At 41.6% G+C, this 16098-nt stretch carries 13 protein-coding genes; 7 read left to right on the forward strand and 6 right to left on the reverse strand.

Features of this window, described 5'->3' with window-relative positions; genetic code table 11:
• Positions 1–159 precede the first annotated feature (159 nt).
• Complete coding sequence (gcvP, locus tag F8S12_RS19915) at positions 160–3123, forward strand: aminomethyl-transferring glycine dehydrogenase (RefSeq protein ID WP_196517826.1); 2964 nt, start codon at positions 160–162, stop codon at positions 3121–3123.
• A gap of 108 nt (positions 3124–3231) precedes the next feature.
• Here gcvP and F8S12_RS19920 read toward each other — a convergent pair whose 3' ends face one another.
• Together F8S12_RS19920 and F8S12_RS19925 are read right to left on the reverse strand one after the other, a co-directional pair.
• A complete protein-coding gene (locus F8S12_RS19920; protein ID WP_196517827.1) occupies positions 3232–3561 on the reverse strand; it encodes a DUF2973 domain-containing protein in 330 nt (109 codons plus the stop codon).
• Between the two features lie 371 nt (positions 3562–3932).
• Entirely contained in the window at positions 3933–4250 is a 318-nt protein-coding gene (locus tag F8S12_RS19925; RefSeq protein ID WP_196517828.1) for a DUF2605 domain-containing protein, read from the reverse strand.
• Positions 4251–4679: 429 nt separating this feature from the next.
• Here F8S12_RS19925 and thrS point away from each other — a divergent pair, with 429 nt between their 5' ends.
• The 5 genes from thrS (at position 4680) to F8S12_RS19950 (ending at position 9279) form a co-directional block, all read left to right on the forward strand.
• On the forward strand, positions 4680–6554 hold the full coding sequence (thrS, locus tag F8S12_RS19930) for a threonine--tRNA ligase (RefSeq protein WP_196517829.1): 1875 nt from the start codon (positions 4680–4682) through the stop codon (positions 6552–6554).
• Between the two features lie 54 nt (positions 6555–6608).
• Positions 6609–6944 carry a XisI protein gene (locus F8S12_RS19935; protein ID WP_196517830.1) on the forward strand — a complete coding sequence of 112 codons (336 nt, stop codon included), beginning with the start codon at positions 6609–6611 and terminating at the stop codon, positions 6942–6944.
• Positions 6945–7127: 183 nt separating this feature from the next.
• Entirely contained in the window at positions 7128–7487 is a 360-nt protein-coding gene (locus F8S12_RS19940; RefSeq protein ID WP_196517831.1) for a VOC family protein, read from the forward strand.
• Between the two features lie 16 nt (positions 7488–7503).
• On the forward strand, positions 7504–8844 hold the full coding sequence (locus F8S12_RS19945; RefSeq protein WP_196517832.1) for a recombinase family protein: 1341 nt from the start codon (positions 7504–7506) through the stop codon (positions 8842–8844).
• A gap of 201 nt (positions 8845–9045) precedes the next feature.
• A complete protein-coding gene (locus F8S12_RS19950) occupies positions 9046–9279 on the forward strand; it encodes a DUF167 domain-containing protein (protein ID WP_196517833.1) in 234 nt (77 codons plus the stop codon).
• Between the two features lie 272 nt (positions 9280–9551).
• Here the strand turns inward: F8S12_RS19950 and F8S12_RS19955 are convergent, their stop codons facing one another.
• From F8S12_RS19955 to F8S12_RS19965, 3 genes are all read right to left on the reverse strand, one after another.
• Complete coding sequence (locus F8S12_RS19955; RefSeq protein ID WP_196517834.1) at positions 9552–10694, reverse strand: BMP family ABC transporter substrate-binding protein; 1143 nt, start codon at positions 10692–10694, stop codon at positions 9552–9554.
• A gap of 696 nt (positions 10695–11390) precedes the next feature.
• Positions 11391–12158 carry a WecB/TagA/CpsF family glycosyltransferase gene (locus tag F8S12_RS19960; RefSeq protein WP_196517835.1) on the reverse strand — a complete coding sequence of 256 codons (768 nt, stop codon included), beginning with the start codon at positions 12156–12158 and terminating at the stop codon, positions 11391–11393.
• 364 nt (positions 12159–12522) lie between these two features.
• A complete protein-coding gene (locus F8S12_RS19965; RefSeq protein WP_196517836.1) occupies positions 12523–13614 on the reverse strand; it encodes a glycosyltransferase family 4 protein in 1092 nt (363 codons plus the stop codon).
• Between the two features lie 90 nt (positions 13615–13704).
• Between F8S12_RS19965 and F8S12_RS19970 the strand changes: the two genes are divergently transcribed.
• A complete protein-coding gene (locus F8S12_RS19970; RefSeq protein ID WP_230968133.1) occupies positions 13705–14052 on the forward strand; it encodes an AMP-binding protein in 348 nt (115 codons plus the stop codon).
• Between the two features lie 127 nt (positions 14053–14179).
• Here the strand turns inward: F8S12_RS19970 and lepA are convergent, their stop codons facing one another.
• Positions 14180–15991: a translation elongation factor 4 gene (lepA, locus tag F8S12_RS19975; RefSeq protein ID WP_196517837.1), complete on the reverse strand. Its 1812-nt coding sequence runs from the start codon at positions 15989–15991 to the stop codon at positions 14180–14182.
• Positions 15992–16098 lie beyond the last annotated feature (107 nt).

Genomic DNA, 16098 nt, shown 5'->3' on the forward strand with positions numbered 1-16098 from the left:
GGGGACGAGGGGGACGAGGTAAAATTTTCTTCCTTGTCTCTCCTATCTCCCACTCTGCCCGAAGATAAGTCATGAAAATTAGATGAACCGAGAAGTTACACCTACTTATCATGAGTATTTATTGCAAAATATAAAATATTACCATTTGGAGAATAATCTGTGGTATCACACGCTCCTATTGTCAAGTTTAATGAGCAGCAAGTGCTGGACGAAAAAAGTCAGAAGTTAAGTAGTTTTGTGCCAAGACACATTGGCCCTAACTCCGATGACATCCAGCAAATGCTTAAGGTTTTGGGGTTTGGCAGCCTAGATGCCCTAATCGACCAAACAGTTCCGCAGGCAATCAGGCTGAAGCAACCGCTAAAGTTACCAGAAGCAGAAAGTGAGTACGCAGCACTGGCATGGTTAAAAAAAGTTGCTGGCAAAAATCAGGTTTTTCGTTCATTCATCGGTATGGGATATTACGACAGTATTACCCCACCTGTGATTGGGCGTAACATCCTAGAAAACCCCGGTTGGTATACTGCCTACACTCCTTATCAGCCAGAAATTGCCCAAGGACGATTAGAAGCGCTGCTCAATTTCCAAACCCTGATTATCGACTTAACAGGTTTGGAAATCGCCAATGCCTCGTTACTCGATGAAGCTACAGCAGCAGCTGAAGCAATGAGCCTAAGCTATGGTGTTTGTAAAAATCAGGCAAATGCCTATTTTGTTTCTCGTGACTGTCATCCCCAAACTATTGATGTGTTGCAAACACGCGCTGAACCATTAGGGATTAATATCATTGTTGGTGATCATCAGACATTTGATTTTGATCAACCAATTTTTGGGGCTGTTCTGCAATATCCGGCAAGTAATGGCACTATTTACGACTACCGCGCTTTTATAGAAAAAGCCCATGCTAAGGGTGCATTGGTGACGGTAGCAGCAGATCCCTTAAGCTTAACTTTGCTGACTCCTCCTGGGGAATTTGGCGCTGATATTGCTGTCGGCAGTACCCAGCGCTTCGGTATTCCCTTGGGGTTTGGGGGGCCTCACGCGGCATACTTTGCTACGAAGGAAGAGTATAAGCGGCTGGTTCCAGGGCGAATTGTGGGAGTATCAAAAGATGCACAAGGTAAGCCTGCATTACGTCTTGCCCTGCAAACCCGCGAACAGCACATCCGCCGCGAAAAAGCTACTAGTAATATTTGTACTGCACAGGTGCTACTGGCGGTAATGGCGGGTATGTACGCCGTTTATCATGGGCCAGATGGACTAAAGCAAATTGCTGAAAACATCCACTCTTTGACGGTGTTACTAGCAGAAGGACTAAAGCGTTTAGGTTACAGCATCAGTTCCAAAGATTTCTTTGATACGCTGCGAGTAGAACTGGGAACACAGAATTTAGAAGATATTCTGGCAGCTAGCGAACAACTTCAAATTAACCTGCGGGTTTTTGATGCAACTGCTGTTGGTATCTCGTTGGATGAAACAACTACACCAGAAGACTTAATCGACCTCTGGCAGATTTTTGCTGGTACAGATGATTTACCTTTTACCCTAGAAGAATTAACTTCTCCCTCTCTTCCCCATCTCTCTCTCTCCCGTACAAGTACATATCTCACCCACCCAGTCTTTAATCGCTATCACTCAGAAACTGAGTTGTTGCGCTATCTGCACAAGCTAGAAAGCAAGGACTTGTCGCTAACGACATCAATGATTCCTTTGGGGTCATGCACGATGAAGTTGAATGCGACAGCTGAGATGATTCCGGTAACTTGGGAGGAGTTTGGCAGGATTCATCCATTTGCCCCTCCATCGCAAACGCAAGGTTATCAAATCTTGTTTGAGCAACTTGAGGCATGGTTAGCTGAAATTACCGGGTTTGCTGGAATTTCTCTGCAACCAAATGCTGGTTCTCAGGGCGAATATGCCGGACTTTTGGTAATTCGTCAGTATCACGAAAATCGGGGCGAAGGACACCGCAATGTTTGTTTGATTCCCACTTCGGCACATGGAACAAACCCAGCGAGTGCGGTAATGTGCGGGATGAAGGTGGTGGCCGTTGCCTGTGACTCACAAGGTAATATTGACCTAGATGACCTGAAGGCTAAGGCAGAAAAACATAGTAATGAACTGGCTGCCTTGATGGTGACATATCCCTCGACTCACGGCGTTTTTGAGGAGCCAATTCAGGAAATCTGCGCTGTTGTCCATAGTCACGGTGGACAAGTTTACATGGATGGGGCAAATATGAACGCCCAAGTGGGAATTTGCCGTCCTGGGGATATTGGCGCGGATGTTTGTCACTTGAATCTACACAAAACCTTCTGTATTCCTCATGGTGGCGGTGGCCCTGGTATGGGGCCTATTGGTGTCGCCTCTCATTTGGTGCCTTTTCTTCCTGGACACCCTGTTGTCACTATCAACAACTCAACTCAGCACGGGCTAAACGCCCCGCTACCGCTAACAGCACTCAGCACTCAGCACTCTAATATTGGTGCGGTTGCTGCTGCGCCTTGGGGTAGTGCTAGTATCTTGGTGATTTCTTGGATGTACATTGCGATGATGGGTGAAGCGGGTTTAACCCAAGCAACTAAAGTGGCGATTCTCAACGCTAACTACATCGCCAAGAAACTGGAATCGTACTATCCGGTTTTGTATCAGGGTAAAAATGGTTTAGTTGCCCATGAATGTATTTTAGATTTGCGATCGCTCAAAAAATCAGCTGCGATCGAAATCGATGATGTTGCCAAGCGTCTCATAGATTATGGTTTCCACGCGCCCACTGTCTCCTGGCCTGTAGCAGGTACAATCATGGTGGAACCTACAGAAAGTGAATCTAAACAAGAGTTGGATCGTTTCTGCGATGCGTTGATTTCTATTCGCCAAGAAATTGCCGAAATTGAATTAGGTAAGGTGGATACCCAAGATAATATGTTGAAAAACGCACCCCACACCGCCGAAACCCTTATCATCGGAGAATGGCAGCATTCTTATTCTCGTGAACAAGCTGCTTACCCTGCGCCTTGGACTCGTGAGCATAAATTCTGGCCTGCTGTTGGTCGTATTGATGCAGCCTTTGGCGATAGGAATTTTGTTTGCTCTTGTCTGCCAATGGATGCTTATTCCTCATAAAGGAATAAGGTTGAGTTAAGACTTAATCCCTCCAACCCTCTCTTCAAGGGAGGTTGGAGGGATTTTTAAAGAATAAACAACAATAATTAACATCCTAACTTTTAACTTTTACGCTTCCTCTGAATTTTCATTTTTATGTCCTGGGGATGCTTCGTAAAGTGCATCAAGATGTTGACGCGCATCTTCAACGTTAATCGAACGCATTACTAAAAGTGGCTCTTTAATTAAGTTTCCCGCACTATCTAATAACTCTGGATGCGGTACAAACTGTTTTTTTGATGAATAATAACCATAGTTGCCTTGATTGTTCGCTGGCGAGGAATTGGCCGGGTAAGTTCGCTCTCGATCAAAACTGAACATGATCAGGTTACGAATTAAGTTGCCAACAGCTATAAATGCAAGGATTGTAAAAGCAAGAATGTAAAGTAAATGTAACATTGGGTTTTCCTCCAGAGCAGTAATTTTAAAACTTTATTTTTTAACGCTTTGCTTCGGCGATACTGTGAGTCACAGTTAAGACGAGTATTTGATGCACTCTTTGTGCGGTTACATTTATATGAAGCTATTTGTCAACCGTTATTCCACTTACGGTAACATAGGATACATTATTTTGTTAATCCAAATGATGTTAAAAAAATGTTAAGAATTTTGTACTATGTCTTCGACTGACGACTTACCTACCGTTTTACATAGACACCAAGGGCGAACGAGCGTCTTGCGGTAACGAAGTAGGAGGGTCACCCGGACGGCTTGTCGTTAGACATCGCTAGGCAGTTTGCAGAAAATTAGCAGATGCTCTTGTCTGCTGGTTAGTTTTCACGCTCTTGACGAAAGCGCATTGCGACATTCCAGCATTCTGTTACTAATTCATGCCAAGGCATTAACGTTGCCATATCAATCCCGACTTGTTTATCAGTAGCGTTAAACAGCATCTTCACCGTGTTTAGTTCATTCTGTGCCTGCTTAACCCGCAAGAGTAAGGCAGATTGCTCTTGGTGACTCATAAATGAGAGTCGCTCCGTTTCTAGTAAATTACGCGATCGCGTGAACCAATGCTGAAAATCTTCCAGCAGGGGTTCTAAAACCGTTTTCAGCAACTCAGCACCTGGTAAATTTGAGTTTTGCATAAATAAGAAGCATATTTTCAACTTTCTTACTAATATTAACGTTATTTACGTTTCTTAACAATTTTCTTATTTCTCTGACAATTCCAAGAATGGATAAATATGTAACAAAAAGTACACAATCTACTGTATGATGTATGATTTTGGTGTTGCGTTTGTGCAGTTATTTTGGAGAAACGTCTGTATATCAACAGGTATAGCTGAAACTGAGTTGCAATTTATAAGATAATTTAGCGATGTCTACGACGGGCTACGCCTATGCGTAGAATCCTGAATTTCATTTAGAGGTAATCAATCAAAAATTTATCTTCATACCCGATTATAAATTAATTCAGCAGTTGGAAAATAAAGCCAAACTGGCAAAAATCAAAATCGTTATAGTTGAAGAAGCCGTACACATCGTATAAATTACCTTTTGTAATCACTTTGCCAATGGTTCAGCAGCCAATGTCGCCAAAATCATCAGATCAGCCAGATCAATCAGAACAAGTTGAAAAAATTTATTTGCCGCGTACCAGCGAATCGGAGACGTTAAAAAAGATTCGCCACACTGCTTCCCATGTCATGGCAATGGCAGTACAAAAGCTGTTTCCCAAGGTACAAGTCACAATCGGTCCTTGGATTGAAAACGGATTTTACTATGATTTCGACAGTCCAGAACCATTTAGCGAAAATGATCTCAAAACCATCAAAAAAGAGATGGTGAAGATTATCAATCGCAAACTGCCAGTAATTCGAGAAGAAGTCAGCCGTGAAGAAGCCGAACGCCGCATTCAAGAAATCAAGGAACCTTACAAACTAGAAATCCTGTCAGATATTAAACAGGAACCGATCACAATTTACCACTTAGGAAATGAATGGTGGGATTTGTGTGCGGGGCCTCATGTGGAAAATACCAATGAATTAAACCCCAAGGCAATTGAATTAGAAAGTGTTGCTGGGGCTTACTGGCGTGGAGATGAAACCAAAGCCCAACTACAACGCATCTATGCTACCGCTTGGGAAAATCCCGAACAACTGACTGAGTATAAACGGCGAAAAGAAGAAGCGCTGCGGCGAGATCATCGAAAACTTGGTAAGGAACTAGGATTATTTATATTTTCTGACCAAGTGGGGCCGGGTTTACCTTTGTGGACTCCCAAAGGTACTCTGTTGCGGAGTACTTTGGAAGACTTCCTCAAACAGGAACAGGTAAAACGGGGTTATTTGTCTGTGGTAACGCCTCATATTGCCAGAGTAGATTTATTTAAAACCTCTGGACACTGGCAAAAATATAAAGAAGATATGTTCCCCCTAATGGCAGATGATCAAGAAGCTGCTGCACAGGAACAGGGTTTCGTCATGAAACCGATGAACTGCCCCTTCCACATCCAAATATATAAGAGTGAGTTACGCTCTTATCGAGAACTACCGATGCGCTTGGCAGAGTTTGGCACCGTTTATCGCTACGAAAAATCAGGGGAATTGGGCGGTTTAACGCGAGTACGCGGTTTTACTGTGGATGATTCTCATTTGTTCGTCACCCCAGAACAGCTAGATAGTGAATTCCTCAGCGTGGTAGATTTGATTTTGTCGGTGTTCAATAGTCTGCAACTAAAGAACTTTAAAGCTAGACTCAGTTTCCGCGATCCAGCTAGTGATAAGTACATCGGTTCCGATGAAGTTTGGGACAAAGCCGAAGGTGCAATTCGTCGTGCAGTTGAAACCTTGGGGATGGAACATTTTGAGGGAATTGGAGAAGCGGCATTTTATGGGCCAAAACTCGACTTTATCTTTAGTGATGCCCTAGATCGGGAGTGGCAATTAGGAACTGTGCAGGTGGATTATAATTTGCCAGAACGCTTTGATTTGGAATACGTTGCCGAAGATGGTGTTCGCAAACGCCCAGTGATGATTCACCGTGCGCCTTTTGGTTCACTGGAACGGCTAATTGGGATCTTAATTGAAGAATATGCGGGTGATTTTCCTTTGTGGTTAGCGCCAGTGCAAGCTAGATTACTACCAGTGGGTGATACACAGCTAGACTTTGCTAAAGATGTGGTAACGAAGATGAGAACATTGGGCATCCGTGCAGAAGTTGATACCAGTGGCGATCGCTTGGGTAAACAGATTCGCAATGCAGAGAAAGATAAAATACCTGTGATGGCAGTTGTGGGAGCTAAGGAAGTGGAAACTAACACCTTAAGTATCCGTACCCGCGCTTCTGGAGACTTAGGTAGTATTTCTGTTCATCAAGTTTTGGATAAATTACAAGAAGCGATCGCTAACTTCGATAACTTTCACATCAATGTCACAAGCGCAGATTAATTTCAAATAGCAAACAGTAGGCTGGGTAATGCCCAGCCTCAAAAATTATACCAAGTGGATAAACTAGAGCTTTACCGAAATATAATCCGTAACACACTTGCAGCATATCTCAATATTTCCTATGCAAATGCTAATATCCGTAATCGAGCGGCATTTGACTCAGAAAATGATCAATATCTAATTATTTCTGAGGGCTGGGATGATAAACAACACCTGCATAGCTGTTTAATCCATGTCGAAATAATTCACAGTAAAGTTTGGATTCAGTGCGATAATACGGAAAATGGTATTGCAAATGAACTTGTTCAAGCAGGTATCCCTAAAGAAGATATTGTTTTAGGATTTCACGAACATAATGTTAGAAAATATACTGGATTTGCTGTTGCTTAAAAATTTAATTTATCTAACCACAGATGCACACCATTAACGTGATGTGCATGTTGATTGATAGAAAGCTAAATTTAGTAAAATCTAAATTTATGTATATTCGCAAAAAATATTCCAGCTAATATTGAGAATATACAAAACAATAATAATCAGAATCTAAATAAACTCGATGGCATCTTACCGACAATGCAGATTACCCAAAGTCTCCATACAGCAATTCTTGTGACTGACTTAGAACGCTCCGAACAATTTTATGGCAAAGTATTGGGGTTATCCAAAATAAATCGCTCACTAAACTACCCTGGTGCATGGTATCAAGTCGGCAACTATCAAATTCACCTGATAGTTGCAACCATTGTTCCCACCGAAAATCCAAACGAAAAATGGGGACGTAATCCCCATGTCGCCTTCTCGGTTGCTGACTTAGATACCGCCAAACAGGAGTTGCTCAATTACAATTATCTTATTCAAACCAGTGCATCGGGTCGCGCTGCTCTCTTCACTCAAGACCCTGATGGGAATATTATCGAGATGAGTCAGGAGTGAGGGGACAAGGGGACAAGTGAAAATCATTGCCTATTCTTACACTGATCCGCTATTGGAATCTTCTCTTGATCAAGCCGATTGGGGATGGGAAGTAGATCGGGTTTATGAAGATTTGGGCAAGCAAGAGTCTTACGAACACGCTGCGCGAGAGTCCTGCGGACACGCTGCGCGAACGCAATTACAACAATTATTCATCGATTGCCAAACTGAACCAGCAGATTATCTGTTGATTCGTCGGTTGGAAGAATTGGGGGATACTGTAGAGGAAGTGAGCGATCGCCTTCACGAACTCGAAGCAATGGGAGTAGCAATAATCGCCACTGAACAGCCCTACACTTCCAAAAACTACCCTCTGGGCGCTGATTTGCTGAATTTGCTACACGCAATCCAACGTCAGCAACGTAGTCGTCGCATTCGTCAAGGACACGCCCGTAATCGTCTCGATGTTGCACCCCCACCCGGCAAAGTTCCTTATGGCTATCGCAGAGGTAAAGGAAAATATATCATTGACCGCAGTACTTCACCAGTGGTCAAAGATTTTTTTGAACACTTTTTACTCTATGGTTCCCTGCGGGGTTCAGTCCGTTACTTGGCGAAAAAATACGGCAAGAAAATCTCTGTCACTACTGGACGGCGCTGGCTAACTAATCCAGTTTATCGCGGCAATACAGCTTACCAAAATGATGAAATTATCTCCAATACTCATATTCCGATAATTTCAAAAGAAGAAGCTGCCCAAGTTGACCGACTTTTACGCCGTAACAGCCGTTTACCATCCCGGACTGCTAGTGCTAGGCGTTCTTTAGCTGGATTGGTTGTCTGTAGTGAGTGTAAGTCACATCTGACAGTTACCCGTGTTACCCAACGCAACCAAGATCAGGAGTATCTTTATTTACGTTCTATTAGCTGTCCTCAACGCCCCAAGTGTCGGGCTATTTCCTACCAAGAGGTTTTAGAACATACAATTGAAACGGTTTGCCGTGACTTACCCTTAGCTGTGGCGGGGATGAATTTTCCGCAATTGGATGCAATGAAGAATAGTTTAGGGGAAGCGATCGCTCGTCAGCAAGAAATACTCACTCAGTTACCTGCTTTAATCGAAACTGGAATTTTAGATGCCCAAACAGCCAAGTTAAGGGCTTACAAAGTCCGTACAGAAATTTCTGCACTCGAAGCAAAGTTGGCAACTCTCCCCCCCGTTAACTTGCGTTCTGTTGCTCAAGCTGTTTCTATTGCCCAATTTTGGTTAGATTTGTCGGAAACAGAACGACGATTTTACTTTCGAGAATTTATCAGGCAAATTGAAATTGTTCGCCAAGAGCAAAAATGGGAGTTGCAAGTGATTTTTATTTTTTAATGAGTAATTAGCTACTAATTTATTATTCAAATTTGTAAATTTAAGAATTATCTTGTATAAATACTGACGACTGAAGTTGTAGTTATAAAATAGTACAGTTCAGATAAGCCCAAAGCCCTCACGTAGAGACGCGATAAATCGCGTCTTAAAAGACAAATTATCTACCACAGCAGAATTCAGAATTAAGGAGTCAGAATGGTTATGCAAAAAAAAGTTAAGGTTAAACCTAATTCAAAACAGCAAAAAATTGAAGAACAATCTGATGGCAGTCTGACTGTGTATTTAAAATCGCCACCAGTTGATGGTAAGGCCAATGAAGAGTTAATTAAACTACTAGCAAATAAATTTGATGTCGCCAAATCTCATATCAAAATTAAATCAGGTTTGTCTTCTCGGCAAAAGCTGATAGAAATTAATACAGATATAGGACTATGATTTGATTTCTGAAAAAACTCCGTACAGATCAAAGAGCATTCTTTCCCGTTGCCTCTTGCCTCTTGCCTGCCTACCCAGATAAGTTCAAAAATCAAATCGGATTGCTATATCTAATTCCTACTTAATCAGGACTTACGCAAACAATAGCCGAAACCTTGATTTTCAGGTAGGGGCAATTCATGAATTGCCCCTACAGCGTGTAGTTTTGCGTAAGTCCTATTAATAGTACCTTTATTAGCTAAAAGCGTAAATCCTAGCATTGCTGAGTAGTATTAGGGTTTATCATTGGAAATTGACTCTTCAATTCCTTCAACATACCAATTCATTGCCAGTTGTCCCTGTTTATTCAATACCTTTCCCTTTGGTACTTGCACCTCCCCTTTTTGGTCTTTCACCGGGCCATCGAAAGGGTGTGCAGTACCTTGAATAAACTCATCGCGTTTCGCATTCACTAGTTGTTGTACATTATCTGGAATCACTTGATTCATCGGGGAAATATCTACCATCCCTTCACCAATACCATCCCAAACCTCTTGAGACTTCCAAGTATTACTTATTACAGCCAAGGCTTTATCTGTATAGAATTTGCCCCACTTGTTAATAACTGATGTAAGGTGCGCTTTTTGACCAAACTTACTCATGTCAGTATTGTAGCCAAAAGCATAAATGCCTTTTTCCTCAGCCAATTGGACAACGGTACTAGAGTCGGTCTGCTGCGTCAACACATCCGCACCTAAATTGACCAAAGCTTGAGCTGCTTCTTTCTCCCTAGCTGGATCGTACCAACTTTGCACCCAAAGTACCTTAACTTTGGCTTGAGGATTTATTACCCGCACTCCTTGGGTGAATGCATTTATTCCCCGAATTCCTTCGGGAATTGGATATGCCCCAATAAAACCAACTACATTTGATTTTGTCATCTTGCCAGCAATCATACCGATTAAGTAACGCGGTTCTTCAAAGCGTCCCTGATAAGTGCCGACATTGGCAGCACGTTTGTATCCTGTACAGTGTTCAAAGACAACATCAGGAAAGTCCTTAGCAACTTTAATTGTCGGGTTCATGTAGCCAAAAGAAGTTGTGAAAATCAACTTGTTACCATCTAACGCTAGTTGGCGAATCACCCTCTGGGCGTCAGCACCTTCGTTAACATTTTCGACAAAGGTAGTTTTTACCTTATCTTGAAGATTAGCTTCCATGTCTCTGCGACCTAAATCATGGGCATAAGTCCAGCCAAAATTACCCACAGATTCTACATAAACAAATCCCACCTTGAGAGGTTCATTTACTACTACAGGCGACGCTGAGGGAGAAACTTCATCCTGTGAATTGGAATTTATACTTGGAACACAACTAGCTAAGGCAAAGCTAGATCCTGCTAAAGTGGTACACTTGAGAAAATTCCGACGATCCATATTTTATTAATTAGGTTTACCTGGTCAATACCTTTGCCAATTTACGAGGGTGAGTTGATATCTGAACTCCCTTTTCTCTGAGGCTTGGCAAAAACAATAAGTCCTAAAAATTCCTTCAAGGTTTCCCACAAGGTTTTTTAACGTATTGTCCGTAGTATCAAGGGTTTGATATTCCAAGCTACCTTATAAGCTAAACGCTTATGTATGGGTCATTTTGCCATTTTTGCCCAAATTTTTGTTGGCTCTTATTTTGGCAAAGGTATTGCCTGGTTAAAAAAATTTTTCTGATTGCTGATAGCAACAAACACAGTTTATATTAGCAATTTACTTAGTTTTAGCCAGGACTTACGCAAACAATAGCCAAAAAGAATGATTTTTAGGTAGGGGCAATTCATGAATTGCCCTACAGCGTGTATTTTTGCGTAAGTCCTATTAGCTTTTTACTTTTACCATTAACAATTAATGGAAAGCGTTGGTGGCACTTCTTTTTCCAATACTATACGCCTGATGTTCACTGATTTAAAGCCAGCTTTTTGATGAAACTATGATCCCAGGTCAATCAAGTTTCACCCAGAGTTGAGGACAAGCTTGTATCAACTGAGTTGTAGGAATGATGCAGCTGCTTTGATATCTTACCTGTCCTATGACTTTTCAGCAGTCAGAGTCGTACCAATGCCAAGTTGGGAGAAAGTTTCCTCAGCGTGCTATCTGTCCTTGAGTAATTCGTTGTTTAAGCACACGAAATAAAAACAATGGATTGCCTACAATATAACGATCCCACAGACGAGTAGGTTCAGTAATTAAGCGCGTTAACCACTCGAAGCCATTATCAGTTAGCCAACGTGGGCCGCGATATACAGAGTCAGTGTAGAAATCTAGACAAGCGCCTAGAGGTAAAAATACACGAGCTTCAATTTTATTGCAGTTATCTAAAATCCAGCTTTCCTGTAATGGCATACCAAAACCAATATATAAAATATCTGGTTGAAAGTTATTAATTCTTTCTATTACTAGATCATTTTCTTTTCCTGATTTATCAAAATAACCATGATGCCCCTGTATCCGTAAATTGGGAGAAATTGATACTAACTTAGTAATTGCTTTATCCACTACGCCAGGTTTTCCAGCTAATAAAAATAAAGAAACGTTTTCTTTTTCACATTTTAATACTAAATCTTCTATATAATCTGGTGCTGTCATGCGATATACAGCTTGTATCGAATAACCGCTTAATTTAGCTCCTAGCAATACACCAAATCCGTCGCAAAATACTAGATCAGCATTATTTAAAAAGTCTCGATACCAAGGCTTTTCATATGCAAAATTCATAGCTCTTACATTCACATGTCCTACAATTGTCTTTTTTTTCTTTTTTGCTGCTTCTGCTATGTAATCGATTAATTCTTGCACTTTAACTTTATGGAATCTTGTATCAAACAACTTCACTTCAGGAAAGGTTTTCATTTATACACCTCATTAATTAGATAGCACCCAAAATTCGTAAAAGTTTAAGATATTGAAAATGATTCACGATAAATGTTTATCTTCAATAAAAGTCCACAAAAGTCCACGCTCTATTTGATCCTGTTACTTTTCTTGCTCATATTAAGTCTGGTTAAGTACTTGTAATTTACCTAGTTTGTTAGAATTTAGTGTAACCCAACCTACGAAAATGGATTTTATTATAAATAGTTGTTTCGATATGATATCAAGTTCATGATTAATGTCTGCTAAACAATCATCCTCGCACGAACTGTGGTAAGTACAGTGAAAAATTATTCGCAATGTCTGCATTTGCTTATAAATGTCTTTTAGACAATAAACGGTGTTACTGGAATTTTAGCTGTTGTTCTAAACCTATAACTGACGCATAAATATGTTTTAAAGATGCAAGATAATCCTTTATATCCAAATGTTTAACCCTGACACGTGCATTACTTCCCAGAAATGTTCTCAAATTATCATCTGCAATTAATGATTGCATTGCTTCTGACAATTGTTGAATATCCCCAGGATTCACTAATAAACCATTCTGATCTTGAGTAACTATCTCAGGTATTCCTCCTACTGGAGTAGTGATAACTGCTAAACCCCAACTCATTGCTTCTAACAGTGCCATCGGCAAACCTTCGTTGTAGGAAGGTAGCACAAATACATTAGCTTTAGCTAAAAGCTCGTCGCGTTTTTCTTGGTCTACCCAGTCAAGGATAGTAATGTAGTCAGTTAGATTTAGAGTTTGAATCAAACTACGAGCTTGTTCTCCATCTCCATCTCCCGCCATAGTCAACTTGGCTCGACTTTGTTGATCAGGAGATATAGAGGCAAATGCCTGAATTAAATCAAATGCACCTTTGCGCTGACCAATGCGCCCTAAAAATAAAAAAAATACTTGCTTGGAATCTAGACGTTGTGGGATTTGTGCCGGAATTTTTACCGGGTTAGGAAGAACAATAACTTGCTCGGACTTCAAACCAAGATTTTCAACATAGAATTTTTTCCAGCTATCTGACAAAACAATAAAACGAGTACATTTACAAAATGACCAACTGAGCCATTGCTTAAGACCTTGAGGAAGTTTAGAGTAAAACAAATGAAAGTCAGCACTATGAGCATGAATAATTACTGGTTTTTGAAATACCCAACTAATAAGAGTAGTGATTGAGTGACGAAAAGCGCTACCTCTATCTGAAAGATGAATATGGATTAGGTCGGCTTTTCTATTTAATAAGCTCCAAAATAACTCAACTATTGCCTGCAAAAATACTAATATTTTATGGACAGCAGAACCATTCGGTAAAGTAGTAATATGTTTAATTTGAATATCAGAAGTAGCCTCTTCAATGATGAGCTTTTCTACAGAAACTATTCCACCTTGGCGCTCCAAGCATTCGCCTAACATAGTAATTTGCATTGGACTCATAGCTAATTAGCATTAATCTGTATTTGAGATTTAGTATACTGCATTCTTTAGAACTGACTCAATCTATCTTTTGACCGATAAGAAAAACTAATGAACTTATTTGAGATATTAGCAGGGGAAGACAATCATCCAAGCTTAATCACGGCTGACGGGCGATCGCTAACCCATAAGCAATTGCGCGACAATGTTGTTGAACTGGTATCCCAACTCAGCAGCTTTGGATTGGAAAAGGGAGAACGCCTTGCCATTGCCATGACTAACGGTTCACCAATGGCCATTACCTTTTTAGCTGCTGCTTTGTGTGGCACTGCTGCACCTTTGAATCCCAAATACTGCGATATGATTCTCACACCTTATATTAATGCTATCTATGCCAGCGTTAAGCTGCTGGAGGCGACCAAAGTTACGTCGCTCCCAATTCAAAATCCCCATACATAAATTTAGAGAGAAGTCCCTAAGTACAGCTTTGCGGAAAATTGTAGTGAATTCAAAGGGGAAATTTAAACGCAGAGGGACGCAGAGGGAAGCGCAAAGGTTCGCAAAGCTGTACTTAACCACTATTAAGTTAGTTTTGATCCAAGCGCAGTACTGCCATAAAGGCTTCTTGGGGTACGTCCACTGTACCTACAGATTTCATCCGCTTTTTACCTTTTGCTTGCTTCTGTAAGAGTTTCTTTTTACGGCTGATGTCACCACCGTAGCATTTGGCTAGCACATCTTTCCGCAAGGCGGGAATGTGTTCGCTGGCGATAACTTTACTGCCGATAGACGCTTGAATTGGCACCTTGAATTGATGGCGGGGAATCAGTTCTTTGAGTTTTTCTGCCATCGATCGCCCGACGTTGTAAGCTTTATCTCGGTGCACAATCATCGCTAAGGAATCTACGGGATCGCCGTTGATCATAATATCTAGCTTCACCAGAGGATTTTCACGGTAGCCAATGAGATGATATTCCATGCTGGCGTAACCGCGCGATCGCGATTTCATCTGGTCAAAAAAGTCAGTCACAACTTCCGCCAAGGGTAGCTCGTAAGTGAGTGTGGTTCTTCCTTGGGCGAGATATCTCATATCCTTGAAGATGCCCCGGCGATTTTGTGACAACTCCATCAAAGCGCCGACATAGGTTTCCGGCGTAATCATTTCTACTTGGACGTAGGGTTCTTCAATTCTTTCGCGATCGTTGGGAGAAGGTAAGCGGCTAGGATTATCGATGTACAGTTCCTCTCCTTTCAGGGTAATCACCTTATAAACCACCGAGGGGGCTGTAATGATTAAATCTAAGTTATACTCCCGCTCTAGACGTTCTTGGACAATTTCCATGTGCAGCAAACCCAAGAATCCGCAACGGAAGCCAAACCCCATCGCGCTCGAAGTTTCTGGTTCGTAGTGTAGCGCTGCATCGTTGAGTTCGAGCTTTTCTAGGGCTTCCCGCAAGTCTTCAAATTGGTCAGCATCAATGGGGAACATCCCGCAATAAACCATCGGGTTCGCTTCTGCGTAGCCTGGTAAAGGTGTCTCTGCTTTCGCCTTACTTAGGGTAATTGTGTCTCCTACTCTTGCATCAGCTACAGCTCTAATTGATGCTCCCAAATAGCCTACTTCGCCAGCGTGCAGTTCTTCAACTTGCTTTTGAGTCGGAGAAAGAATGCCTAACTCATCAATTTCAAATTCTTTACCAGATGCCATTAAATGGATGCGATCGCCTTTTTTGACGGTGCCATCCATCACCCGGAAATATACAATTACTCCTCGGTAGCTGTCGTAATAGCTATCAAAAATTAATGCTCGTAAGCGTTCATTGATCGTATTGGGCGGTGGCGGTATCCGCTCGACAACTGCTTCTAAAATCTGATCAATACCAATTCCTTCTTTAGCAGAGGCAAGTATCGCACCACTGCAATCTAGACCGATAATTTCTTCAATTTCGCCAATTACCCGTTCTGGTTCAGCCCCAGGCAAATCAATTTTATTCAAAACCGGAATAATTTCCAGGTTACTCTCTAACGCTAAATATACATTTGCCAAAGTTTGCGCCTCTACTCCTTGGGACGCATCTACTACCAATAGCGCTCCTTCACAAGCAACAAGAGAGCGCGACACCTCATAAGAAAAATCTACGTGACCCGGAGTGTCAATTAGGTTCAACACATATTGCTGACCATCCTTGGCTGTGTAGTTCATCCGGGCAGCTTGCAGCTTAATTGTAATGCCGCGCTCCCGTTCTAAGTCCATATTGTCGAGAAACTGTTCCTTCATCTGCCGGTCTTCAACAGTGCCAGTGGCTTGCAGCAAGCGATCGGCGAGGGTTGATTTCCCGTGGTCGATGTGAGCAATAATACAAAAATTGCGAATGCGAACTGCGGGAACGTCAGTCATATACTATCTTTGCCTTAGCAGCAACCAAAGTTAAAAAAGCAATTTACTTAATGTATTTTAATGCTTTCTTAGCCAAGACGCTGCTTTTAGTGGGGAGTGGGGAGTGG

It is taken from the genome of Nostoc sp. WHI (assembly GCF_015714725.1).
Taxonomy (GTDB): domain Bacteria; phylum Cyanobacteriota; class Cyanobacteriia; order Cyanobacteriales; family Nostocaceae; genus Nostoc.